The 22,747-nt window shown below is 70.4% G+C and carries 22 protein-coding genes; 11 read left to right on the top strand and 11 right to left on the bottom strand.

Annotated elements, in window-relative coordinates; all coding sequences use genetic code 11:
• Positions 1–83: 83 nt before the first annotated feature.
• From ACFTZB_RS19015 to ACFTZB_RS18995, 5 genes are all read left to right on the top strand, one after another.
• Positions 84–521, top strand: a complete 438-nt coding sequence (locus ACFTZB_RS19015) for an SRPBCC family protein (RefSeq protein ID WP_073365899.1) — start codon at positions 84–86, stop codon at positions 519–521.
• Complete coding sequence (locus ACFTZB_RS19010; RefSeq protein WP_378433516.1) at positions 518–1,759, top strand: ArsA family ATPase; 1,242 nt, start codon at positions 518–520, stop codon at positions 1,757–1,759. Before ACFTZB_RS19015 ends, ACFTZB_RS19010 begins: the two co-directional genes overlap by 4 nt.
• Entirely contained in the window at positions 1,756–2,154 is a 399-nt protein-coding gene (locus ACFTZB_RS19005) for a hypothetical protein (RefSeq protein ID WP_378433508.1), read from the top strand. The genes ACFTZB_RS19010 and ACFTZB_RS19005 overlap by 4 nt, the downstream gene beginning before the upstream one ends.
• Before the next feature lie 50 nt (positions 2,155–2,204).
• Positions 2,205–3,218: an ROK family protein gene (locus tag ACFTZB_RS19000; protein WP_378433507.1), complete on the top strand. Its 1,014-nt coding sequence runs from the start codon at positions 2,205–2,207 to the stop codon at positions 3,216–3,218.
• A gap of 130 nt (positions 3,219–3,348) precedes the next feature.
• Entirely contained in the window at positions 3,349–4,119 is a 771-nt protein-coding gene (locus ACFTZB_RS18995; RefSeq protein WP_378433515.1) for a lysophospholipid acyltransferase family protein, read from the top strand.
• A gap of 13 nt (positions 4,120–4,132) precedes the next feature.
• Here the strand turns inward: ACFTZB_RS18995 and ACFTZB_RS18990 are convergent, their stop codons facing one another.
• Positions 4,133–5,455 (bottom strand): glycosyltransferase 87 family protein, encoded by a 1,323-nt coding sequence (locus ACFTZB_RS18990; RefSeq protein WP_378433506.1) that lies wholly within the window; start codon positions 5,453–5,455, stop codon positions 4,133–4,135.
• A 67-nt stretch (positions 5,456–5,522) separates the two neighbouring features.
• On the opposite strand from ACFTZB_RS18990, the gene ACFTZB_RS18985 reads away from it, so the two are divergent.
• Positions 5,523–6,014, top strand: coding sequence for a polyadenylate-specific 3'-exoribonuclease AS (locus ACFTZB_RS18985; RefSeq protein ID WP_378433505.1), 492 nt, complete (start codon positions 5,523–5,525; stop codon positions 6,012–6,014).
• 42 nt (positions 6,015–6,056) lie between these two features.
• Positions 6,057–7,442 (top strand): class II 3-deoxy-7-phosphoheptulonate synthase, encoded by a 1,386-nt coding sequence (locus tag ACFTZB_RS18980; RefSeq protein WP_012688082.1) that lies wholly within the window; start codon positions 6,057–6,059, stop codon positions 7,440–7,442.
• 41 nt (positions 7,443–7,483) lie between these two features.
• Here the strand turns inward: ACFTZB_RS18980 and pknB are convergent, their stop codons facing one another.
• Positions 7,484–9,502 carry a Stk1 family PASTA domain-containing Ser/Thr kinase gene (gene pknB, locus ACFTZB_RS18975; RefSeq protein ID WP_378433504.1) on the bottom strand — a complete coding sequence of 673 codons (2,019 nt, stop codon included), beginning with the start codon at positions 9,500–9,502 and terminating at the stop codon, positions 7,484–7,486.
• Between the two features lie 110 nt (positions 9,503–9,612).
• Between pknB and ACFTZB_RS18970 the strand changes: the two genes are divergently transcribed.
• Positions 9,613–9,981 carry an Rv2175c family DNA-binding protein gene (locus tag ACFTZB_RS18970; RefSeq protein WP_378433503.1) on the top strand — a complete coding sequence of 123 codons (369 nt, stop codon included), beginning with the start codon at positions 9,613–9,615 and terminating at the stop codon, positions 9,979–9,981.
• 7 nt (positions 9,982–9,988) lie between these two features.
• Here the strand turns inward: ACFTZB_RS18970 and ACFTZB_RS18965 are convergent, their stop codons facing one another.
• The 4 genes from ACFTZB_RS18965 to ACFTZB_RS18950 all read right to left on the bottom strand — a co-directional run bounded on the left by ACFTZB_RS18965 (position 9,989) and on the right by ACFTZB_RS18950 (position 15,362).
• Positions 9,989–10,924, bottom strand: a complete 936-nt coding sequence (locus ACFTZB_RS18965; RefSeq protein ID WP_378433502.1) for a phytoene/squalene synthase family protein — start codon at positions 10,922–10,924, stop codon at positions 9,989–9,991.
• A 7-nt stretch (positions 10,925–10,931) separates the two neighbouring features.
• On the bottom strand, positions 10,932–12,536 hold the full coding sequence (locus tag ACFTZB_RS18960) for an alpha-(1->6)-mannopyranosyltransferase A (RefSeq protein WP_378433501.1): 1,605 nt from the start codon (positions 12,534–12,536) through the stop codon (positions 10,932–10,934).
• Between the two features lie 121 nt (positions 12,537–12,657).
• Complete coding sequence (gene crtI / locus ACFTZB_RS18955) at positions 12,658–14,256, bottom strand: phytoene desaturase family protein (protein ID WP_378433500.1); 1,599 nt, start codon at positions 14,254–14,256, stop codon at positions 12,658–12,660.
• An 8-nt stretch (positions 14,257–14,264) separates the two neighbouring features.
• Entirely contained in the window at positions 14,265–15,362 is a 1,098-nt protein-coding gene (locus ACFTZB_RS18950) for a polyprenyl synthetase family protein (protein WP_378433514.1), read from the bottom strand.
• A gap of 148 nt (positions 15,363–15,510) precedes the next feature.
• Here ACFTZB_RS18950 and metF point away from each other — a divergent pair, with 148 nt between their 5' ends.
• The gene (gene metF / locus ACFTZB_RS18945) at positions 15,511–16,518 is read left to right on the top strand and encodes a methylenetetrahydrofolate reductase [NAD(P)H] (protein ID WP_378433499.1); all 1,008 of its coding nucleotides are present in this window, start codon (positions 15,511–15,513) and stop codon (positions 16,516–16,518) included.
• Here the strand turns inward: metF and ACFTZB_RS18940 are convergent.
• From ACFTZB_RS18940 to ACFTZB_RS18920, 5 genes are read right to left on the bottom strand one after another with little or no spacing between them, the layout of a single operon-like run.
• The gene (locus ACFTZB_RS18940) at positions 16,511–17,671 is read right to left on the bottom strand and encodes a glycosyltransferase (RefSeq protein ID WP_378433498.1); all 1,161 of its coding nucleotides are present in this window, start codon (positions 17,669–17,671) and stop codon (positions 16,511–16,513) included. The two genes, metF and ACFTZB_RS18940, sit on opposite strands and share 8 nt — an antisense overlap.
• The gene (locus tag ACFTZB_RS18935) at positions 17,668–18,381 is read right to left on the bottom strand and encodes an LppM family (lipo)protein (protein WP_378433497.1); all 714 of its coding nucleotides are present in this window, start codon (positions 18,379–18,381) and stop codon (positions 17,668–17,670) included. The genes ACFTZB_RS18940 and ACFTZB_RS18935 overlap by 4 nt, the downstream gene beginning before the upstream one ends.
• A gap of 31 nt (positions 18,382–18,412) precedes the next feature.
• Positions 18,413–19,225: a carotenoid biosynthesis protein gene (locus ACFTZB_RS18930; protein WP_378433496.1), complete on the bottom strand. Its 813-nt coding sequence runs from the start codon at positions 19,223–19,225 to the stop codon at positions 18,413–18,415.
• Complete coding sequence (locus tag ACFTZB_RS18925; RefSeq protein ID WP_378433495.1) at positions 19,222–20,796, bottom strand: phytoene desaturase family protein; 1,575 nt, start codon at positions 20,794–20,796, stop codon at positions 19,222–19,224. The genes ACFTZB_RS18930 and ACFTZB_RS18925 overlap by 4 nt, the downstream gene beginning before the upstream one ends.
• Complete coding sequence (locus tag ACFTZB_RS18920) at positions 20,793–21,404, bottom strand: GNAT family N-acetyltransferase (protein WP_378433494.1); 612 nt, start codon at positions 21,402–21,404, stop codon at positions 20,793–20,795. The genes ACFTZB_RS18925 and ACFTZB_RS18920 overlap by 4 nt, the downstream gene beginning before the upstream one ends.
• 257 nt (positions 21,405–21,661) lie before the next feature.
• Between ACFTZB_RS18920 and ACFTZB_RS18915 the strand changes: the two genes are divergently transcribed.
• Both ACFTZB_RS18915 and ACFTZB_RS18910 read left to right on the top strand, forming a co-directional pair.
• A complete protein-coding gene (locus ACFTZB_RS18915; protein WP_378433493.1) occupies positions 21,662–22,042 on the top strand; it encodes an SAV_6107 family HEPN domain-containing protein in 381 nt (126 codons plus the stop codon).
• 232 nt (positions 22,043–22,274) lie between these two features.
• Positions 22,275–22,703, top strand: a complete 429-nt coding sequence (locus tag ACFTZB_RS18910; protein WP_012688068.1) for a DUF3040 domain-containing protein — start codon at positions 22,275–22,277, stop codon at positions 22,701–22,703.
• Positions 22,704–22,747: the final 44 nt, after the last annotated feature.

Below are 22,747 nucleotides of genomic sequence, written 5' to 3'. Positions count from 1 at the left end.
CACCACACAGACATACGGAACCGGTAACGGCGTGGCCCCGCCATCGAGAGCGGGTCGGCCAGGCGAAAGGAAGCGTTCACTCCATGCCCGAGAGGACCAAGAGGTCGATCAGTATCGAGGCGCCACCCGCCCGGGTGATGGATGTGATCGCCGACTTCGACGCGTACCCCGCTTGGGTGGCGGCCGCGAAGTCCGTCGAGGTCATGGAACCCGGACAGAACGGCCGCGCCGACCGGGTGCGGTTCGTGCTCGACGCGGGCATGGTCAAGGACACGTACGTTCTCCGTTACGACTGGGCGCCCGACGGCAAGTCGGTCAGCTGGGAGCTCGAGTCCGGCGAAATCCAGAAGTCGCAGTTCGGTTCGTACGTCCTCGAGGACGAGCCCGACGGCGGCACCACCGTCACGTACGAGCTCACCGTCGACCTCACGATTCCGATGATCGGCCTGTTCAAGCGCAAGGCGGAGAAGGCGATCACCGACACCGCGCTCAAGGAACTCAAGAAGCGGGTGGAAGGCTGAGCAGCGAGGGCCGTGCCGGACCTGCGCGGGTCCAGTTCTTCGTGGGGAAGGGGGGCGTCGGCAAGACGACGCTCGCGGCCGCGACGGCACAGGCGGCGGCCGAGTCCGGGAACCGGACACTCCTCGTCTCGCTCGACCAGGCGCATTCCCTCGCCGACGTGGTCGGGATCGCCGCCGCCCGCGACGTCGTGTCCGTCACCGACACCCTCGACGTCCTCGAACTCGACACCCTCACGTTGCTCGAGAACAGATTCCGCAGCCTGGCAGCGGTTCTCGCGGCCGCGGGCACGCACGACCACGGCGCCCAGCTGTCCGCGCTCGAACCGGAGGAGCTGACCGGGCTGCCCGGCGTGCAGGACGTGCTCGGCCTGGGTGAGATCGTCCGGTTCGCCACCGAGGGCGACTACGACGCCGTCGTGGTCGACTGCCCGCCCACCGCGGATTGCCTGCGGACATTGGCCGCGCCCGCGATGACGCTGGACTACCTGGAACGGGTGTGGCCGCAGCACCGCCGCATCGCCGCGCTGCTGGGTTCCGATCCCCGCCTCGTGATGCTGGTGTCGCTGATCGAACAGGTCGTCTCGGCGGTCGGCGAGGTCCGGGAGTTGCTCGCGAATCGCGCGAAAACCACTGTGCGACTGGTGACGACACCGGAGCGGGTGGTGCTGACGGAGACCCGGCGCACCGTCGCGGTGGCCGCGCTGTCCGGGTTGCGCATCGATGCGATCCTCGTGAACAACCTTCTGCCGCACTTCGATTCGCCGACAGGACACGACGATCCCGGTGTGGCATGGTTGATCAGGCGGCGAGCCCTGCAGCAGCGGGTGCTCGCGGAGCTGACCGCCTCCGCGGGCACCACGGTGATCCTCTCGGTCACCCGGTCGGTGACGGAGCCGGTAGGGTGGGCCGATCTCGGGGGTATCGCCCGGGAGTTGTATGCCGACGACACGGACGCGGTTGCGGTGTTGGGGAAGAACCCGCCTGCGGTGCGGGTGGGGCTGGAATCGGGGGCCGGTGTGGATTCTGTGTACACGATGCGGATGTATCTGCCGCTCGTGAACCCGTCGACCCTCACGCTGGGTCGAGTGGAGGACGACTTGGTCGTGGGAGCGGAAGGGGTGCGCCGCCGGGTGCGCCTCGCCTCGGTCCTGCGCCGGTGCGTCGTCGCGGGCGCAGAACTCGACGGAAGCGATCTGGTCGTGCGCTTCACGCCCGACCCGCAGGTGTGGCCGGTATGAACGACGACCACGCGCAGTTGCTGGCGGAACTGCGGACGCTGGCCGAGACCGCCCTGGACCGTCTCGAACCGATCCTCTCGCGCGCGGCGGCGCCGCACACCGCGGCGGACGCTGCGGGAGCGGACCCCGGCGCCGGCCAGTGGTCGGGATGCACGTGGTGCCCGGTGTGCGCACTCGCGGCCCTGATCCGCGGCGAGCAGCACGACCTCGTGACCCTGCTCGCAGGCCAGGCGTCCGTGCTGATCGCTGTGCTCCGGCAGATCCTCGACGAGCACACCGATCACGACCCCCCGGGCCCCGGTGCTCCGGAACCGGGTCCGGGCGACGGCGGCGGAACGCCCGAACCGGATGGCGGCCCCGCGTTCGAACCGATCACCGTCACTGTCAAGCGCTGACCGCCCGCCCCAGGCGGGATCGGCGGAGTCCTGCACGTCGGCGATCCGGCATGGGCACAATCATCTGCATGAGCACAGGCACGGGCAGCGATCGCACCCCCGGCTCGGCGCTGACCATCGGCATCGACGTGGGTGGAACGAGCATCCGTGCGTCGGTGGTCGACTCGGCCGGTGAGGTGCTCGACTCGCTCCAGTCGCCGACCCCGGCGTCGGCGAAGGCGCTGGAGAACGGCCTGGACCGGGCGGTGCGGGAACTGTCCGCGCGGCACGACATCGCCGCGGTGGGGCTGGCGGTCGCCGGGTTCGTCACCCCCGACCGCACCACGGTGCGGTTCGCGCCGCACCTGCCGTGGGTGGGTGCGCCCGTCGGCCGGGATCTGGGGCAGCGTCTCGGCCTGCCGGTGATCCTCGAGCACGACGTGAACGCGGCGGCCTGGGCCGAACACCGGTTCGGTGCCGCCGCAGGCGGCCGGAACGTGGTGATGCTCGCGATCGGCACGGGCATCGGGGCGGCGCTCCTCGCGGACGGCAGGCTGTACCGCGGCAGCCACGGCGTCGCACCCGAACTCGGGCACATCCAGGTCGTCCCCGGCGGCCGTCCCTGCGCGTGCGGGAAACATGGCTGCTGGGAGCGGTACTGCAGCGGGACGGCCCTCGTCGACACCGCGATCGAGCTTCTCGCCGCGGATCCTGCGACGTCGACCGTCCTCGCGCGGGAGGTGGCGGTCGATCCCGGAGTGCTGACGGGCAGGCGGATCGCCGGCGCCGCACAGGACGGCGATCCACTGGCGCAGGAGACGATGCGGAAGTTCGCCCGATGGCTCGGGGTCGGCCTGGCTCTCATCGGTGACGTGTACGACCCGGATCTCGTCGTGATCGCCGGCGGAGTCGCGAGTTCGTCGGCGCTGTTCATCGACGAGGCCCGCGAGCATTACGCGGAGCTGACGACGGGGGCCGGGCACCGGCCGCTGGCCCGGATCCGGCCGACCCAGCTGGGGGAGGCGGCGGGCATGATCGGGGCGGCGGAACTCGCGCGGGCGCTCCTGCCCGATCGGGTGGGTTGACGCCCGGTCGATCGCTGTAAACCCGCAGAGTGTGATGTTGTGCGGGCCTCCCGGCCGTGTGTAGCGACCCTCACCCGCCCGAAGTAGAGTCGAGCCGAACGAAGCTTGGGTTGTGAACGGGAGGGACGCCATGTGGTACTGGCTCTTCAAGTACGTGTTTTTGGGGCCGGTTCTCTGGGGGTTGGGCAGACCGACCGTGGAGGGTACGGAGAACATTCCGGCGGAGGGCGGCGCCATTCTGGCGAGTAACCATCAGGCCGTGCTGGATTCGTTCTTCCTGCCGTTGCGTGTGCCGCGGAGGATCACTTTTCTCGCCAAGAGCGAGTATTTCACCGGGACGGGACTCAAGGGCGCATTCCAGCGCTGGTTCTTCTCCGTGGTCGGCCAGGTGCCGATCGACCGGACGGGCGCCGACGCCGCGCAGGACGCACTGAACGCCGGCTTGCGCGTCCTCGCGCAGGGCAAGCTGCTCGGCATCTACCCGGAGGGCACCCGGTCGCCCGACGGCCGGCTGTACAAGGGCAAGACCGGTCTGGCGCGCATGGCACTCGAGTCCGGTGTGAAGGTCATTCCGGTCGCGATGATCGGAACGGAGAAGGTCAACCCGATCGGTTCCCGCGTGTGGCGTCCCGCGAAGGTCACCATCCGCGTCGGCGAGCCCATCGACTTCTCGCGTTTCGAGGGGATGGGCGGCAACCGGTTCGTCGAGCGGGCCGTCACCGACGAGGTCATGTACAAGCTGATGAAGCTGTCGGGCCAGGAATACGTCGACATCTACGCGGCCACGCTGAAGAAGAAGGCCCCCGCCGCGGACGGTTCCGCACCGGCTCCGGTGGCCGGCGTGGCACCGGAGAACGATGCGAGCACCGTCACGCGACTGCCGGACACCCGGGCGAGCTGACCGCCGCGACCTCTCAGCCGACGGGGACGGTCAGATCGTCGGAGGTCTCCGACCGATCGTCCTCGTCGGGCCGGGCGGCGCGGGTGCGGAACGCGACGATCGCGACCAGCACCACGGCGAGCCCCCACCACACGTACGACGACGCCAGGAACTGATCCCACAGATTCCAGTGGGTTCCGCTCCAGCGTCCCACTCCAAGCTTCCAGTGCGCGGCGAGCCTGACGACGACGACGCCGACCACGGCCGTGACCGCCAGGGCGACATTCTTTCGTCGGTAGGCGAGGACACCCAGCACGAGGAGCAGCGGCACCGACCACACCCAGTGGTGCGACCAGGACACGGGGGAGACGAGCAACCCGAGGACGGCGTTGAGTCCCAGCGCGAGCGCCGTCTCACCGGCCCGCAGCGCCCGCACCATTGCGACGATCACCAGCGCGAGAACCGCCACGCTCAGCAGCAGCCAGATCGGGGTGCGCATCCCGTCGCTCAGGCCGAGCCGGGCCAGGACACCGGTGAGGCTCTGGTTCGCGGGATACGCCGGTGTGCCGATCCGATCGGAGTCGAACAGCGTCTTCGTCCAATAGGTGACGGAATCGTTCCACGTCGCGATCGCGCCCACCGCGCTGAACGCGACGAAACCGACCGCGGTCACGACGGCGGAGCGAAAGTCCTTGCGCACCAGGAAGTACAGGATGAACACGGCCGGTGTCAGCTTCACCGCCGCCGCGAGACCGATCAGCAGTCCGCGGGGCCACGGCGTCTTCTTCGGCAGGCAGTCCGCCGCGACCAGCAGCATCAGCAGGATGTTGATCTGCCCGTAGTCCAGGGTGGACGAGACGGGTTCGAGGGCCATCGCCACCGCCAGCGCACCGAGGGCCGTCCACACGAGAGTGCTGCGGGGGGTGATACCCAGCGAGTCGAGCGTGACGACGAGGACGCCGAACAGGGCGACCAGCGACAGCACCGTGACGACGGTCCCGGCCGTCGCCAGCGACACCGTCGACAGCGGACTGAACACGACCGCGGCCAGCGGCGGGTACGTGAACGGCAGGAAGTTGCCCATCTGGGTGGCCGGCATCGACCCGTACAGCGTCGGGCCGTGCAGGAACACCGAACCGCCCAGTCGGTAGACGTCGAGATCGAGCCGGTAGTAGAAGCCGAAGTCCCGCAGACCGGGCAGCCCGAGCAGGTTGTAGGCGAATCCGACAGCGAGACCGGCGAGCACGAGGACGCGGATCACGAGACCGCCGACGCGCAGGTGCACGGGCACCCGCTGCCGGTCGAGCGGGTCCGCGACAGGGGCGGCGGACTGTCGACCGTCGGAGCGTGCGCTCACCGAGGCCTCCTTCACGAGGTAGGGGTGGATCCGGATGACGCCGACGGGTGAGGCATAGTGTGCGGGCGTGCGTTACTTCTACGACTGCGAGTTCATCGAGGATGGTCGCACGATCGACCTGGTGTCGATCGGGGTGGTCGCAGAGGACGGACGGGAATTCTACGCGGTGTCCACCGAGTTCGATCCCGACCGTGCGGGCAAGTGGGTGCGCAGGAACGTGCTACCGAAGCTGCCGCAGCCGTCGTCGCCGCTCTGGAAGAGCCGCGCCCGCATTCGCGACGACCTTTACGCATTCCTGATTCCCAGGCCCGGCATCGTCCCCGAACTGTGGGCGTGGGTCGCCGCCTACGACCACGTGGCGCTCTGCCAGCTGTGGGGCGACATGACGGAGCTGCCGCAGACGCTGCCCCGGTACACCCGCGAACTCCGGCAGTACTGGGAGGACCACGGCAGCCCGGAGCTCCCACCTGCACCGGGCGACGCTCACGATGCCCTCGCCGATGCCCGGCACAACCTGGCGAAGTTCGAGGCAGTTCAGGCGGCACGCTCACTCCGGTGACCTGACTCGCCATCGCTCCGGTCGAGCGAATATCCTGTATGGGTGAACTGGACTGTCGACGTGCCGATCGACCGCTTGCCCGAACTCCCGCCGCTGCCCACCGAGATGCGCGAGCGTCTCGATGCAGCGCTGGCCAAGCCCGCTGCCCAGCAGCCGCAATGGCCGGAAGGTCAGGCCGCTGCGATGCGGACCGTCCTCGAGAGCGTGCCCCCGATCACGGTGGCCAGCGAAGTCGTGGCCCTGCAGGAGAAGCTGGCCCAGGTCGCGCGCGGAGAGGCGTTTCTGCTCCAGGGCGGTGACTGCGCCGAGACGTTCGCGGACAACACCGAGCCGCACATCAAGGGCAACATCCGTACCCTGCTGCAGATGGCCGTCGTCCTGACGTACGGAGCGAGCCTGCCCGTCGTCAAGGTCGCGCGCATCGCCGGTCAGTACGCGAAGCCGCGGTCGTCGAACGTCGACGCGCTGGGCCTGCAGTCGTACCGCGGCGACATGATCAACTCCCTCGTCGCGGACGAGGCCGTGCGCGCCCACGACCCGTCGCGGCTCGTGCGGGCGTACGCGAACGCCAGCGCCGCGATGAACCTGGTCCGCGCGCTCACCGGCGCGGGCATGGCCGACCTGCACAAGGTGCACGACTGGAACCGCGAGTTCGTGTCTTCGTCGCCGGCCGGGGCCCGGTACGAGGCACTCGCCGCGGAGATCGACCGCGGGTTGCAGTTCATGAACGCCTGCGGTGTCACCGATCCCAGCCTGCACCACGCGCAGATCTTCGCCAGCCACGAGGCGCTCGTCCTCGACTACGAGCGCGCGATGCTGCGCCTCGACAACGACGACGATCACGCCAAGCTGTACGACCTGTCCGCCCACTTCCTGTGGATCGGCGACCGCACCCGTCAGCTCGACGGAGCGCACATCGCGTTCGCCGAACTCGTGTCCAACCCGATCGGCCTGAAGATCGGTCCGAGCACCACCCCGGAGATGGCGGTCGAGTACGTCGAACGCCTCGACCCCACCAACAAGCCGGGCCGGCTCACCCTCATCTCGCGTATGGGCAACAACAAGGTCCGCGACCTGCTGCCGCCCATCATCGAGAAGGTACAGGCCACCGGCCACCAGGTGATCTGGCAGTGCGACCCGATGCACGGCAACACGCACGAGGCGTCCACCGGCTACAAGACCCGCCACTTCGACCGCATCGTCGACGAGGTCCAGGGATTCTTCGAGGTCCACAACGGTCTCGGCACCTACCCGGGCGGCATCCACGTCGAACTCACCGGTGAGAACGTCACCGAATGTCTCGGCGGCGCGCAGGACATCTCCGACCTCGACCTGTCCGGTCGCTACGAGACGGCGTGCGACCCCCGCCTCAACACCCAGCAGTCGCTGGAACTGGCGTTCCTCGTGGCGGAGATGCTCCGCGGCTGATCGCCCCGATCAGAGACCCTCACTGCCCTGCTCCCGCGGGGTCAGGGCAGTGAGACCAGGGTGACCGTGCTCCCGGGTTTCACGAGATCGCCGCCACCGGGGTTCTGGCTGATGACGAACGACCTGTCCGTGTCGGTCACCTGACGTACCTTCACCTCGAGTCCGAGACGGCTCAGTTCGTCCCGCGCGGATCCGACCGTCCGGCCCAGCATCGACGGCATTCGGACTGCGTTCGACACACTCAACGTCACGCTGGTGCCCGCATTCACAGTGGTGCCCGCCTTCGGGCTGGTGGCGATCGCGTCGCCGGCGGCGACGTTCCGGTCGAAGTCGGTCGTGGTGTCCTGCACCACGATGCCGACCGCCTCGAGTGAGGCGCGTGCCTCCGCCTCCGACATGCCCTTCACGTCGGGAACGTCCACCGGCGGTGCACCTTTGCTGACGATCAGCTTGACCGTGGAACCGGTCGCGAGTTCCGTGCCCGGTGCCGGGTCGAGCGCGGCCACCGCACCGATCGGGACCTTCGCGCTGAACGCCTGACCACCGTCCACCGGGGTGAACGTGCGGTTGCGCAGTTCCTGCTCGATCCCCGCGCGTTCACCGCCCGCCGGCAGCGGTGGGACGGTCGGCCGTCCCAGGGACACGAGCAGGGCCACCGTGCCGTCGCGGGAGATCCGCGAACCACCCGTCGGATCGGTGCCCAGCACGGTGTCGAGCGCCGCCGTGTCCGAATACTGCCCGCGGATCTCCGACGACAGACCGGCGGCTTCGATCGCCGTCACCGCCGCACCCCGCGACAGGCCGTCGGTGGTCGGGACCGCGGTGAACCGGCCCGAACCCATCCACCAGCCACCGACACCCACCGCCAGGGCGAGCATCAGGATCACGAGCAGCCACACGATCGTGGTCCGGCGCGACCGCTGCCGTTCGGCGGCGAAGTCCGGATAGTGGTAGCCGTCGTCGGGCTCGTCGTCCACCGCGAACGGCGGTTCGTCCCGCGGCGGCCGCGGAGTCTGGGTGGTGACGACCCTCGTGTGCTGCAGGCCGGGTTGCGCAGGGAGCGGGCTGGGCGGTGACAGCGGTGCAGCCGGCGGGAGGTGCACCGTCGGCGGTGCGACGGGACCCGGCGGCGCGGTGAGCGGAGGAGCGCTCGCGGCGGCCGCGGCGCTCAGGTGCTGCGCCGATCGCCGCGGGGCGGGCACCCGGTACGCGGGCAGGTCGAGCGCCGCCGCGATGCGGCGCAGCGCCGAACCCATCTGCTCGGCGTTGGCGAAGCGGTGCGACGGCTCCCGGTGCGTGGCCTCCGCGACGAGTTCGTCGAACTCGGGTGGTACACCCGCGATGTACGAACCCGGCCGTGGAACGTCCTGGTTGATCCGCTGATACGCCACGGACAACGACGTGTCCCCGGTGAACGGGGTCCGGCCGGTGAGGAGTTCGAACAGCAGGACGCCGGTGGAGTAGACGTCGCTGCGGGTGTCCGCGATCCCCGAGGTCACCTGTTCCGGCGACAGGTACGCCGCCGTGCCCAGGATCACACTGTTCGACGTGGTGTTCGACGCGGCAGCGGCCCGCACCAGACCGAAATCGGCGATCTTCACCTCACCGGCGTCGGAGATCAGGATGTTCTCGGGTTTGACGTCACGGTGCACGAGACCCGCCCGGTGGGCGACGGCGAGCGCGTCGAGGACCGGGCCCACGACCGCGGCCACCGCGTGCGGAGGCATCGGACCGCGTTCCCGCAGGAGCTCGCGCAGCGTTCCGCCGTCGACGAGTTCCATCACCAGGAACGCGTGATCGCGATCGTGTCCCTGGTCGTACACGGCGACCAGGGAGGGGTGCTTGAGTCGCGCGACCGAGCGGGCCTCGAACTCGAATCGGGTGACGAACGCCGGATCGGCCGCGAACTGCGGATCCATCACCTTGATGGCCACCGGACGGTCGAGTCGCGTGTCGAGCCCCCTGTAGACGGTGGACATGCCGCCACGCGCGATCGTGGCATCCACCCGATAGCGCCGGTCGAGCAGCTCGCCGATCAAACGTTGACCTCCATCGTGCACAGTGTCCGTTCCCCCGTCAGTGCGCGCAGCCCGGCCACGCGCCCCTCAATCGTAGCCAGCGACACCGACCGGTAGCGCCACGCCGGAGGCGACCAGATAACGTTAGGGGAGTGAGTGCCATCCCTTACTGTGACGATGTCCTGGACCCTTCCGTCTCGCTCCTCCAGTTGGTGGACGTCGCGAAGAATCTCGGTGTGGCCGTCACCCGTGTGCAGCAGCTTCTGCGGGATCAGCAGTTGATCGCCGTGCGCCGCGACGGCGTCCTCGGCGTCCCCGAACTCTTCTTCGACGAGTCCGGGGAGACGCTCAAATGGCTGCCCGGCCTCATCGCGGTGCTGCACGACGGCGGATTCAAGGACGAGGAAATCCTGGCGTGGTTGTTCCGGGAGGACGACAGCCTGCCCGGCACGCCCGTCCAGGCCCTGCACGGTCACCTCGCCCGCGAAGTGATCCGCCGCGCTCAGGCCATGGGGTTCTGACCGCCGGTCACCGCACCCGGCCGCGGGCGGGCACCGCGAGCCGAGCGAACTGAGGCAGGGCCGTCGCCCACCGGTTCCGCCGCGGAACGGTGGCGCGCCGGTCGAGGACCCGGTACCCGCCGCGCTCGATCTCGTCGAGGATGCGCGCGTACAGCACGAACGCCGTCCGGATGCCGGGTTGGACGCGTCGATCCAGCATCGCGATGCCCGGTTCCGCGTCCCGGTACACCGACCGGGTGACTGCGATCAGGTGGGCGAGTGCCCGCACGATCCGCGGGTCCGTCGCGCCGCGTCGGCGGCTGTGCACGAGAAGTTCGGTGTCGACGCCGAACGCGGCCAAGTCCTCGGCCGGGAGATAGACCCGGCCCCGATCGAGGTCCTCGCCGACGTCGCGGAGGAAATTGGTCAGCTGGAACGCCTCCCCGAGAGCCGCGGCGTGCGGTTCGGCGCCTGGCCCGGTGGTGCCGAGGACGGGCAGCATCTGCAAACCGATCACGACGGCCGACCCGTACATGTACGTGCGGAGATCGGTGAGCGTGCCGTACGCGGCCCGATGCTCCGCAGTGCCCGGAACGTCCATCCGCATCGAGTTCAGGAACGCGAAGAAGTAGTCGTGGGGGATGGCGAACTCCGCCACGGTGTCGAGGAACGCGGGAAGGACCCGCAGCATCTGCGGCGAGCACACGGTGTCACCGATTGCGTCCCGGTCGGTGAACCCGCGTCGCAGCACCGTGTCGATCAGGTCGAGTCCGGCGGCGCACTCCCGGGCCGTCCGGCCGGGATCGACGTCCACGAGGTCGTCGACGGTGCGCGCGAACCCGTACAGGGCGTGTACGGCGGCCCGCCGGCGCTCGGGAAGCAACCGCGTGGCGAGGTGGTACGTGCGTCCGTGCTCCGCTGTCACCGCGCCGCAGTACCGGTAACTCTCGGCCAGCGCGGTCATCGACAGGTCATTCGAGGCCGGGCGACGCCGCAGCACCTGCGAGGTCGGAGGTGCGCTCGTCCTCGACGGACCGCGGTGCGCGCAGCCGCAGCGGGTCGACCGTGCGCAGCGACACCGCCGCCACGACCGCGGCGAACGTCGCGAGCACCACGTGAGCGAACGTGTAGAGCCCGATCGAACCGTCGGGCTGGAAGACCAGCATCAGCCAGGTGGACAACCCGACGAGGACCATCAGGGTCCGCGTCGACAACGCAAAGCCGGCCGCGATCGCGATCGGCCACGAGTAGTACCAGGGCAGCGCGGCGGGCGACAGGATCACGATGGCGACCAGGACGATGAGGATCCCGAGGATCGCATCCCGCTCGGTCTTCCGATACCGCCACCACGCCGCCAGCACGATCGCGACGAGGGCCACCGCACAGATCGGGCGGGTGACGGCCAGGACCTCGCCCAGCCGCAGGTCCGCGAACCACGACGTTCCGACCGTCACGATGTGCGCGAGGATCGTCGGCAGCGACAACCAGTTGATGATCTTGTTCGAGCCGGACAGCGCCGTCATCCAGCCCAGCCCGACCCCGGCGACGGCGGAGGCGGCCGCGAAGATCACCACGAACACGGCGAACCCCGAGCCCGCGGTCTTCGCGAACGACGCGAGCGGCGACGCGGGTGTGCGCCCTTCCGCCTCGGCCTTCTCTTTCTCGTGGAGCATCCAGATCCACACCATGAAGGGGAGCGCGGCGCCCGCGGTCGCCTTGATCGCGACGGCCACCGCGACGAGCGCGATGCCGGCCAGGTGGCGGCGCTCGAGGACGAGCGCGATGCCGGCGATCATCAGGCCGACCATCAGCAGTTCGTTGTGGACACCACCGATGAGGTGGACGAGGACCAGGGGGTTGAGCACGGCGAGCCACAGCGCGATGGCCGGATTGCCGCCGAGGTGCCGTGCGAGGTGCGGGACGCCCCAGACCATCAGCGCGAGCCCCGGCAGCATCGTCACGCGCAGGAGCATCGTCCCGGCGATCACGTTGTCGCCGGTGATCGCCGTGATCCCCTGACTGAGGAGCAGGAACAGCGGACCGTACGGCGCGGTGGTGGTGGTCCACACGTTGCTGACGTTGTCGAGGAGGATCCCGGGGTTGACCACCGGCCCGACCGCGTAGGGGTCGAACCCGTCCCGCAGCAGCGCGCCCTGCGCGAGGTAGGAGTATGCGTCCCGGCTGAACATCGGCACGGCCAGCAGCAGCGGCGCCGTCCACACCGGCACGACCGTCCGCAACTGCCGGAGCGTGACGTCGCCGCCGAGGGTGGCGCGGCCCAGCCGCACCCACGCGGTGATCATCGCGACGACACCCACCCAGACGATGACGGTCGACAGGATCTGCCCGTGACCGAACCGGAGCCACGACAGGTGCATCGCCTCGAGCAGTGGGTCCTCGCGGCGGACGCTGCCCGCACCGAAACCGCCGAACGTGATCATCACGGCGCCCACGAAACCGAGGAGCGCGGCGTGCCCCTCCGGGCTGCGGAGGAAGTCGGCCGTGGCCTGGGGCCACGGCCGCTGCGGCGTGGTCGTCGCAGCGGCGACGGTCGCCTGCCGGGCAGAGGACGTCATGAGTGCAGATTCCTCCCCCGAGGTGAGTTCGGTTGCGGTCGGTGCGTTCGTCGTCGCGCGCTTCGCATGGTCGAGGAACCAGTTTAATTGCTGCCGGCACCAGTTCTCGCCACGCCTCGCCCTATCCTCCCGCACTTCGTGCTTTCGACTGCAATTGCGCACTTCGTGCCGTGGTGGGCCCGGTGATGCGCGCGGCCGCGAGTTTCCCCGACAGCAGGACGGTCGGAACCCCGACACCGGGCACGGTCCCGGAACCGGCGAGGACGACGTTGTCGAGGCCCCCGACCAGGTTGGGACGCCGGAACGGTCCGGTCTGCCGGAACACGTGCGCCGCCGCGAAGGGACTGCCCGCCGCCATGCCCTTCCCGAGCCAGGTCAGGGGAGTGTCGACGTGGTCGATGGTGAAATGCTCCGCGATCCCGTGGTACCCGCGCTTCTCGAGTTCGCGCAGCAGTTCGGTCACGTACGGGCCGGTCAGCGAGGACCACTCCAACGGTGCGCTGTGCAGGTTCGGGCACGGAGCCAGCACCGACAGCGGTTCCGAGGCGGTGCCCGCGCGGTCCACGGCGAGGCCCGGGTCCGACACGGCAGGCCGGGTGATCAGCAGCGACGGGTCGGTCATCAGCCGTCCGCGTCCCCGGCGTGCGGTGATCTCCGCGAACGTCCGCTTCCACGCGTGGCCGAAGTCGATGGTGTGGTGCCGCTGGGCGGCCCACCCCGATGCGACCGCGGTGGGGACTGTTCCGTGCAGGACCACGGCGGACGGCGATACCCGCACCCGGCGGGGGGTCCGGTGGGTCACCGGGCGCAGCAGCGCGTCGACGACGGCCGTGTCGGGGGTGAGCACCAGCGCGTCGCAGTCGATGCGGTCACCCGTAGACGTGACGACGGCGCCGACGCGATCACCGGTTCGCTCGAGCGCCGCGACCTCCGTACCGAACCGGATCTCCCCGCCCGCGGTGGTGAGGGCGTCGGCGAGGGCGCGCGCGATCGAACGCATCCCGCCCCGGGGGAAGTAGACGCCGAGCGAGGTGTCCATGTGGGCGATCGCGCCGTACACCGCGAGGGCGTCGGCGGGGGCGACGCCGGCGTACAGCGCCTGGAACGTGAAGATCCGGCGCAGTCGCGGATCCGTGACGGTCCGGTCGACCCGGGCGCCGAGCCGGCCGAATCCGCCCAGCGCGGTGAGCGTCAGCAGATCCTTCGCGGCCCCGCGGGACGAGACGAGATCCAGCGGCGAGTCGAAGTTCGCGTCCATGAAGCGGTGGTACTCGGCGTCGAAGATCCGGCCGAGCCAGCGCCGCAACCGCAGGTACCGGGCCGATTCCTCCGGCCCGCACACCCGGCCGACCTCCGCGGCCATCGCGTCGGGATCGGAGTGGACGTCGAGCGACGAACCGTCCGCGAACCGGGCGTGGTACGCCGGGGCCAGCCGTTCCAGGACCAGCGGCGGGCGGGTCGACCCGAAATCCGCGCCGACGGCGGCGAGGGCCTCGCCGACCAGGTCGGGCATCGTGAGGACGGTCGCGCCGTTGTCGATGTCGTAGCCGGGACCGCGGTAGGTGCCGACCCGGCCGCCCGGTGACGACTCCCGTTCGAGGACGGTGACGCGGCGGCCCGATCCGGTGAGGTGCAGGGCGGCGGAGAGGCCTGCGAGGCCGGCGCCGACGATCACGACGTGATCGGTGCGGCCGGGAACCGTCCGGAGCGCGCGAGCCACCGCCGACCTCAGTAGTCGCGGCGCGTCGCGGCGACGGCCATCTCGGTGAGCTGCTGCTTCGCCGCGGCGGTGGCGGTGCTCGTCTCCAGCGTGGACAGCGCGTTCGCGACGAGATCCTCGATCTGCTTCTCCACGTCCGCGACCGCACCGAGCGAGGTGATCGTGCTCCGGAGGGTGTCCACGTCCGAATCGGACAGATCGGTGCCGATGCCCTCGCGGAGCAGGGCGGCCGCCGCGGGGTCGCCGGCATCGGCGCGCTGCAGCGACATCGCGAACAGGACGGTGCGCTTGCCCGCCCGCAGGTCGTCGCCCGACGGCTTGCCGGTCACGGCCGGATCCCCGAACACGCCCAGCAGGTCGTCGCGGAGCTGGAAGGCGATGCCGATGTCGGTGCCGAATCGGCGGTACGCCGAGACCAGGGTGTCGTCGGCGCCGGCGAGCGCCGCGCCGAGGTGCAGCGGCCGCTCGATGGTGTACGCCGCGGTCTTGTACCGGTTCACCTTCATGGCGGCGTCGATCGACTCGTCCGCCCGGGCCTCGTTGCTGATGTCGAGGAACTGCCCGCCGAGCACCTCGGTGCGCATCGCCGACCACACGGGGGAGATGCGGGCCGACGCGTCCGCGGTGATGCCCGATTCGCGGATCATGTCGTCGGCCCAGGCCAGCGCGAGATCGCCGAGGAGGATTGCGACGCCCTCGCCGAAGTGAGCGGAATCACCGCTCCACCCCCCGGCGCGGTGCTGTTCGTCGAACTCGACGTGGACGGTGGGGAACCCGCGGCGCGTCGTGGAGGCGTCGATGATGTCGTCGTGCACCAGCGCGCAGGCCTGCACCAGCTCCAACGCGGAGCAGGCGCGGAGCACGGGAGCGGCCTCGGGGCCCCGGGCGTCGCCGCCCGCCCCGAGCCAGCCCGTCCACGCGAAAGCCGGACGGACCCGCTTGCCTCCGCGCAGGACGAAGTCCTCGAGCGTCGTCACCGCCTCGCGGTAGCCGCCGCCCACGGCGTCGACCAGGTCCTGCCGGCTGGTGAAGAAGTCGCGCAGCGCATTCTCGACCTCGGCCGCGAGGGCGGAGGGGCGCGTTCCAACGGACAGTGTTGCCTCCAGGATCGAAATTTCGCGCGCGCGCCGAGACCGGCGGCAGACGTGGACACCACCATAGTGGGCGCTCGTCCGGGCGGCCCGCTGCCTGGATCCCGGGTGCCTGCGGAGACGCAGTGGATGCAGTGCGGCGGTCACTACCTATGCTGGACGGGTGACATTCGATTCCGTCAGGGGGCGGGCCAGCGAAGGCTGGGTGACCCGCACCCCGTCCATCGTCGACCGGATCCGGTCGTCCGGCGACGGTCGGGTGCCCTTTTCCGTCGAGTTCTCGCCGCCGCGGGACGAGGCCGCCGAGGCCCGTCTGTGGCGCGCCGTCCGCGAGTTCGAGCGGATGGGTCCGGCCTTCGTCTCCATGACCTACGGTGCAGGCGGGTCGACGCGCGACCGCACGGTCCGCGTCACCGGCCAGCTCGCCGAGGAGACCACGCTCCTGCCGGTCGCGCACCTCACCGCCGTGTCCCACAGCGTCGACGAACTGCGGTCGATGGTGGGCGCCTACGCCGACCGCGGAATCAGCAACATCCTGGTCCTGCGCGGCGACCCGCCCGGTGACCCGCTGGGCGAATGGGAGAAGCACCCCCAGGGCGTCGAATACGCCGAGGAACTCGTCCGGCTGGTCCGCGACCTCGGCGACTTCCACGTCGGTGTGGCGTCGTTCCCGGAAGGCCACTACCGCGCGCCCGATCTCGCGCACGACACCCGGTACCTGGTGTCGAAGCTGCGGGCCGGCGCCGAGTACTCGATCACCCAGATGTTCTTCGACGTCGACGACTACCTGCGTCTGCGCGACCGGGTGACGGCGTACGACGCCGAGCAGGGCGCGAAGCCGATCATCCCCGAGATCATGCCGATCACGTCACTCGGATCGGTCCGCCGCATGCTCGAACTGTCGGGGTCGCGTCTGCCGGCGCACCTCGAGAAGCGGCTGGCGACGGCCGCAGGCGACGGTCCCGAAGAGAACCGCGCCGCCGTGCGCGAGATCGGCATCGACCTCGCCACCGAAATGAGTGAACGCCTCATCGCGGAGGGTGCGCCCGGTCTGCACTTCATCACGCTCAACTTCGCGCGCGCCACCAGCGAGGTGCTCGCCCGGCTCGGCGACAAGGTCGGTTCGGGTGTGGCGGATCCGGCCCCGGTCACCTCGGCCCCGGTCAGCTGAGCGTCCGGCCTTTCCACCGGGTGCGTCCGCGCCGATGACTGCGGTGTGACGACACGGTCAGCGCCGCCACCGCGGCAACGGACAGGGGGTGCGCGAGCGCGCCGGCCACGTCCCCGGCGGTGAGGCGACCGCCGCGTTCGACTGCCCGGGCGCACAACCGGGACGTCGCGGCCGCGAGATACCCCACTGAGCCCCACCGGCGGACGCGTCCCCGTCCCGCAGCGAGGGCCACCGGCGGCACCAAGTACGCCACGGTCGCGACACCGAGGACCGCGGCGGCGCCGAGGCGGGAGCCGAACGCCGTCCACAGCCAGCGGTCGTAGCCGCGGCGCAGCGCTCCGGCGTCCTCGTACATCCGGCACGACGCCGATCGGCCGGCCACGACCAGTGCGGTCGACCGCCCCCGCCGGCGAAGCAGGCGTGCGATGTCGAGGTCCTCGGTGACGCTGTCCGCGACGGCCCGGTGACCCCCGACGTCGCGGTACGCGGCGGCGTCGAAGACCATGAACTGCCCGCAGGCCACGGCGGTGGACGGTCGCCGCGACCGGTTGGCCGCGCGGACGGGCAGCGTCGCTGCCCACGACCAGCCGAGCAGCGGCTGCACGAGTGTCTCGCCTGCCGACCCCGCCTGCTGGAACGGCCACGCGCAGACCAGGGCCGCATCGGACGCGCGCAGGGCGGTGCAGGCGCCGTTCAGCGCGTCCGGACGCAACCGCACGTCGGCGTCGAGAAACACGAGTACCCCGGTGCCTGCCCGGCCCTGCGCGAAGGCGTGCTCGCTCACCCGGTGGCAGGCTGCGGGTTTACCCACCCACCCCGGTGGCGGTTCCGCGGTTCCCCGCACCACCGAGAAGCGGGTGTCACCGCCGGCCGCCGCCTCCGCGGCCCCGGCCGTCCCGTCGGTGGAGGCGTCGTCGTAGACGAGCACCCGGAGATCGTCGACTCCGCGCTGTTCCCGCAGGTCTCGGATCAGACCCGGCAACCGGTCGCGCTCGTCCCGGGCCGGGATGCAGACCGTGACGGGTTCGGTGACCCGGCGGGCCGGAGTAGGCAGCCGCGGCGCGGAACGCAGGTTGGCGGCGGCGACGGCGAGACCGAGTACCGCGACCAGGGAGCCGAACCGGACCGCCCGCTCGATCGGCGCAGCGGTCACACCTCCGAGTGGTCCCGTGCGCGACGGCCGCCGAGCACCGGTTCCTTGTTGCGGGCCATCCACGCCAGCGCACCGACGATGACGGCGACACCCAGCGTCACACCGGCCATGATGCCGGCCCAACCGGCGAAACTGCGGGTGCTGGGATCCGAATACCGCACCTCGGCCCGGATCGTCGACGTGTCGCCGGCGGGCAACTTCCACGACACGATCGAATCGCCCTCGCGGGTGCCGTTGGTGGTGGCGACGCGGGCCGGGAACGCGATCGTGAACTGCACGTCGGTGCCCTGGGCGGGGACCGAACTGAGATCGGCCTTCCCGTCGAGGGTCACGAGGTCGCCGGTCCGCTGGAGCGAGATCTGAAAACTTCCCGTCGCCTGCTCCGACATGGTGCCGAGCTGCTGCACGTCGCCGAACGTGAGGTCGCTGAAGAACGCCTGGCTGCCCACGTAGCCGTCCTCCTTGTATTCCTGGATGCGCACCTTGTCCGACAGCGAACCGGGCGGAGTGAGCTGGGGGCCCTTGTCCTGATCGTTCGCCGGCACGGCGGCGGCCACGATCTGGCCGGAGACCCGGTCGTCGGCGGACACCCCCATCGACACCTGAACCCGCAGGCATCCCGCGAGGAACGGCACGAGGACAAGGCCGAGGACGGCGAGGGACACGGCCCTCCGCGAGCGGGTCGAGGTCGGAACCGAAGGCAGCTGCACAGTCGTATCGTGCCAGGGGACCGGTTCGGTGTCAGGCGTGAGGGTGCGTGTCGCGGGCCCCGGGGCGCCGGGCGCCCCGCCGCAGCAGCGAGACCAGCAGCGGAACTCCGAGGATTCCCATCGCGCACCACCCGTAGACCGCCGAATACCGCAACTCGGGGGCGTCCAGGAAGACGGAGTGGGCCAGCGCCGAACCCAGCCACGTCCACAGGAACAACCCGACCGGGACGCCGTCGCGGTGCCGGGTTCCCGTGCCGAAGCGACGGTCGATCCGATCGACCGCGACCGCCATCACCGCGGCGACGACGAGCCACCCCGCGTAGTTCGTCAGCGGAATGTGCTCGACCCCGGGCAGACCGGCGTCGGTGATGCACCAGCGCCACTGGCCGTCGGCCACCATCTGCGGGTCCAGGTACAGGTCCCAGCCGACGACACCGACGGTCGTCAGCGCGATGCGGACCGACCGCCGGCGCGGGCCGCGGGCGAGCGCCGACGCCACACACCACACCGGATAGAACCCGGCGGTCCAGGCGAACGGCACCACCAGCGGCACCCCGGCGAGCGCGGGGCCGAGCCGGTCGACGCTGTAGTCGTAGCAGCCGTAGGGAAAACCGGTCGCCGTCCCGGCGACCTCGGAGACCAGACCCAGCCCCGCCGTCACGACCACGAGTCCCACCGCCCAGCGTCCGCCCCGGGTCACGGCCGCGTGGCTGATCGAGGCGGCGGCAAGCAGGACGACGACGAACACGGTGACGACGTCGCGGGCCCCGTCGTGTACCAGCGGGTAGAGGATCTGCGCCGCGATCGCCGCCCCCGCGAGAACGACGGGAACGCGGGAGGTCATCGCCGGCGCCACACGCGGGCCAGACCCTTTCGGTCGTCGCGGAGCGCGATCCGGGCGGCGCTCCGGCCGCTCGCACCGGACACCCCGCCACCCGGATGTGTCGAGGCCCCCGTCAGGTACAGGCGGTCCGCTCCCGGAACCCGGTGCCCCGACAACTCGGGGAGGGGACGCCACATCATCATCTGGTCCAGCGACATCTCCACGTGCATGACGTTGCCGCCGAGCAAACCCATCTCGTCTTCGAGGTCCAGCGGCGACTGCACGTGCCGGTCGAGGACGGACTCCTCGAAACCGGGTGCCAGCGCGTCCATCTCCGCCACGATCCGATCGGCCTCCGGCGCGGCGAGGTCGGTCCACCGCCTGCCGCCGGACAGCCGGTACGGCTGCCACTGCGACCACAGGGTCACCTGGTGCCTGCCCTCGGGCGCGATGGTCGGGTCCAGGCCGCTGAAGCTCATCCCCAGCACCGCGGGCCGCGGCGGGAGCTCCCCGGCGAGCGCCGCGCCGTGCGCGAGCCGCAGCTGCGCGCGATCCGAGACCAGCAGCTGGAGTCCGTGGGCCACGGAGGCGTCGGGCGCACTCGGATAGTCGGGGAGGGCGTCGGTCGCCAGCCGCACCACCATCCCGATCCCCGGGCCGACGCGGATCCGGCGACGCCACCGGGCGAGGGTCTGCGGATCGTAGCCGCCGCGTTCGAGCAGGCCGAGGGTGGTCAGCACGTGGCAGCCCGCGACCACCGCGCGGGAGCGGATCTCGCGGCCCGACGACGTCCGGGTCGTCCAGGTTCCGCCGTCCCGGCTCAGCGACACCACGGACTCGCCGAGCGTGACCGTCCCGGCGTCCGACCGCAGCCGAGAGGCGAGCGCCACGGTCAGGGCTCCGCTGCCGCCGACGGCCCGTCCGGGCGGAACGGTGTGCATCAGGGCCGCGAACCCGACCATCGGCGCCGTGCCCGGCTCCGACATCGGCGGACCGGACTGGGCGCCGAACCACGCGAGCGCCGCCTTGAGCCGTTCGTCGTCGAAGTACTCGTCGAGCAGTGCGTCGCCGGAACCGAGGAACTGCCGGGAGAGATCGCTGCCGCCGCCGCCCGTGTCGAGCCCCCAGAACGACGAGAGCAGCGCGGGTGCGGTCGGCGGATGCGAGAACGCGCGCATGACGCGGGCGCTGCGCGGACCCCACACGTCCACGAACCGGCGGTACGCGTCGGCGTCCGCGGCCCCGCAGGACTCCTCGATGGACCGGCACGTCGCCTCGAGGCTGCGGCGGAACACGATCCCGGGCCGCGCCGTCCCGGCAGGGGCGGGGGCGAACGCCCACGGATCGCAGTCGAGGTACCGCAGACCGTGTGCGCCGAGGTCGAGTTCCTCGACGATTCCCGTGTGCCGGACCATGATGTGCGCGGACGACCCACGGTCGACCTTGTACCCGGGGAAACGTTCCACCGTGGACACCGCGCCGCCGAGCACCGTGTCGCGCTCGATCACCTCGACCGACCACCCGGACCGCGCGAGGTAACACGCCGACACCAGCGCGTTGTGTCCCGACCCGACGACCACCGCGTCGATCACAGGGGAAGCCCGCGTCCCAGCACCGCGAACGGCCGGTTGTCCCCGGCGAATCGGAAGTGGCGCAGAACATCCCGGAAGCCGAGGCGGCGGTACAGCCGCCATGCGCGGTTGTCCTCGTCCGCCACTTCCGGCGTGGAGAGCAGCACCCCGCGTTCGGGTCTGCGTTCGAGGAGGCGCAGGAGCAGGGTCTCGCCGAGCCGGTGTCCCTGGGCGTCCGGGTGGACGTGGAGTTCGGTGAGTTCGAAGTAGTTGCCGAGGATCACGTCGATCTGGTCGCGGGTCCACCCCGTGTGGCGCAGACCGGAACGGACCTGCTGGTGCCACCACTGCTCGGGGGCTCCGCGGTAGCCGTAGGCGACGGCGACGAGGCGGGCGTCCGCGCCGTCGGCGGATCCGTCCCCGGCCGGGACGAGCGCGCCGACGCCACGCCACCCCGAACGCTGGAGGTGCTCGTTCCACATCGGCGCCCGGTGGTATTCGGTGCCGTGGGGATAGCCCATGGCGGCGACGTAGATCGACAGCGCCTCGTGCAGGCGGTCGCGAAACTCGGCGGCCGAGAGTTCGACCACGAGCGGAGTCTGGTCAGCGTTCGGTTCGACCGGTCTCACCTTTCTCTTGACGACGTGTCGGTGGGTCCAGCTATATTGAATAGGTCGAACAGATGTTCGATGGCGGGGATCCGGTGATGCTCGAGGGAAGCGAGCATCGCCGGCCCCCGCACTCACGACCCGACTACGCCCGGCGGGGTGGTTGCACCGGGGTTTTGGAGGTGTTCGAAGTGATGACGAACCCGGTCACGGGACCGACCTCTGGGAACTCGCACCGGCGGGGTGACGTACGCCACCCGGCCACGAGGCGCGGTTCGGTGCTGCTCGATCGCGCCGACGCACTCCTCGCCCAGTCGGTGGGGGCGGGCGGTCCGGCGGATCGGTTCCACAGCGCGTACCTGGCCGCGTTGCGCGGCGCGGGCGCGGTGCTGGCCGCCGCGGAGGGGCCCGCGGCGGGGAGCAGGAGGACACGAACACGTAACGCCTGGGTGCTCATGGCCCGCGCGGCGCCGGAATTCGGGAACTGGGCCGACTACTTCGCCGGTCACTCGGGCACCCGCGCTGCCATCGAGGCGGGAATGTCGCGAACCCTCACCGATCTCGAGGCCGACGAGTTCTTCGTCGAGGTCGGGCGCTTTCTCCAGGCCGTCGAAGATCACATCGGACGTGGCCCAGGTCTCGATTTGCGGGCCTCCTGAGCGGCGGGCGCCCGGAAACGGCGGGAAAACGGTGAGGCGTCCGCGACATTGCGGTGCCCCGAACGTCGTTCGGTGCGGGAGTCCGTAAGGTTGGTGGGGAACTCGTACGTGGAGTAGGTGGTACGGGGATCGAACTGCTCGTATTATTAAATCTAGGTAGCCGCCAAAGTCGGTTACCCACCGTCTCGCACCGTGAGGCGGTGGCCAACACTCCAGTGCCGGGGGAGGTACCGTGCCACTCTCCGAGCACGAGCAGCGCATGCTCGACCAGATCGAGAGCGCTCTCTACGCCGAGGATCCCAAGTTCGCCTCCACTGTGCGAGGCGGTCGCATGCGTGCGGCATCGAGTCGTCGTCGATTGCAGGCGGTGGCCCTGTTCGTTCTGGGGCTGGTCCTGCTCATCGCCGGCGTCGCCCTTCCGATCAAACCGGGCGGGTTTCCCGTCATCAGCCTGATCGGCTTCATCGTCATGTTCGGTGCCGGAGTCCTCCTCCTGTGGGGTGGAGGAAAGAGCAAGTCCGGACAGTCCTCGCGTGGTGGCTCGACCACGCAGGGTGAGACCGGCCGTGCCGAACGCGGCAAGCCCCGAAGCGGGCGCAAGAGTGGCGGATTCTCGTCGCGAATGGAAGACCGCTTCAAAAAGAGATTCGAGCAGGAGTAGTACGACCCGCTCAGCAGTTCCGTGGCGGCGTGGCATGTGATGCC

The organism is Rhodococcus sp. NPDC057014 (genome assembly GCF_042673295.1).
Lineage (GTDB): Bacteria > Actinomycetota > Actinomycetes > Mycobacteriales > Mycobacteriaceae > Rhodococcus_F.
Note: the sequence above shows the minus strand (reverse complement) of the source record. Positions and strands in the feature narration are given on the sequence as shown.

Bases quoted from the DNA above. Each gene is read 5' to 3' on its own strand.
- ACFTZB_RS19015 (WP_073365899.1), top strand. From the start codon at position 84: ATGCCCGAGAGGACCAAGAGGTCGATCAGTATCGAGGCGCCACCCGCC.
- ACFTZB_RS19005 (WP_378433508.1), top strand. From the start codon at position 1,756: ATGAACGACGACCACGCGCAGTTGCTGGCGGAACTGCGGACGCTGGCC.
- ACFTZB_RS19000 (WP_378433507.1), top strand. From the start codon at position 2,205: ATGGGCACAATCATCTGCATGAGCACAGGCACGGGCAGCGATCGCACC.
- ACFTZB_RS18995 (WP_378433515.1), top strand. From the start codon at position 3,349: ATGTGGTACTGGCTCTTCAAGTACGTGTTTTTGGGGCCGGTTCTCTGG.
- ACFTZB_RS18965 (WP_378433502.1), bottom strand. From the start codon at position 10,924: ATGACCGCGCTGGCCGAGAGTTACCGGTACTGCGGCGCGGTGACAGCG.
- ACFTZB_RS18960 (WP_378433501.1), bottom strand. From the start codon at position 12,536: ATGACGTCCTCTGCCCGGCAGGCGACCGTCGCCGCTGCGACGACCACG.
- ACFTZB_RS18930 (WP_378433496.1), bottom strand. From the start codon at position 19,225: ATGACCTCCCGCGTTCCCGTCGTTCTCGCGGGGGCGGCGATCGCGGCG.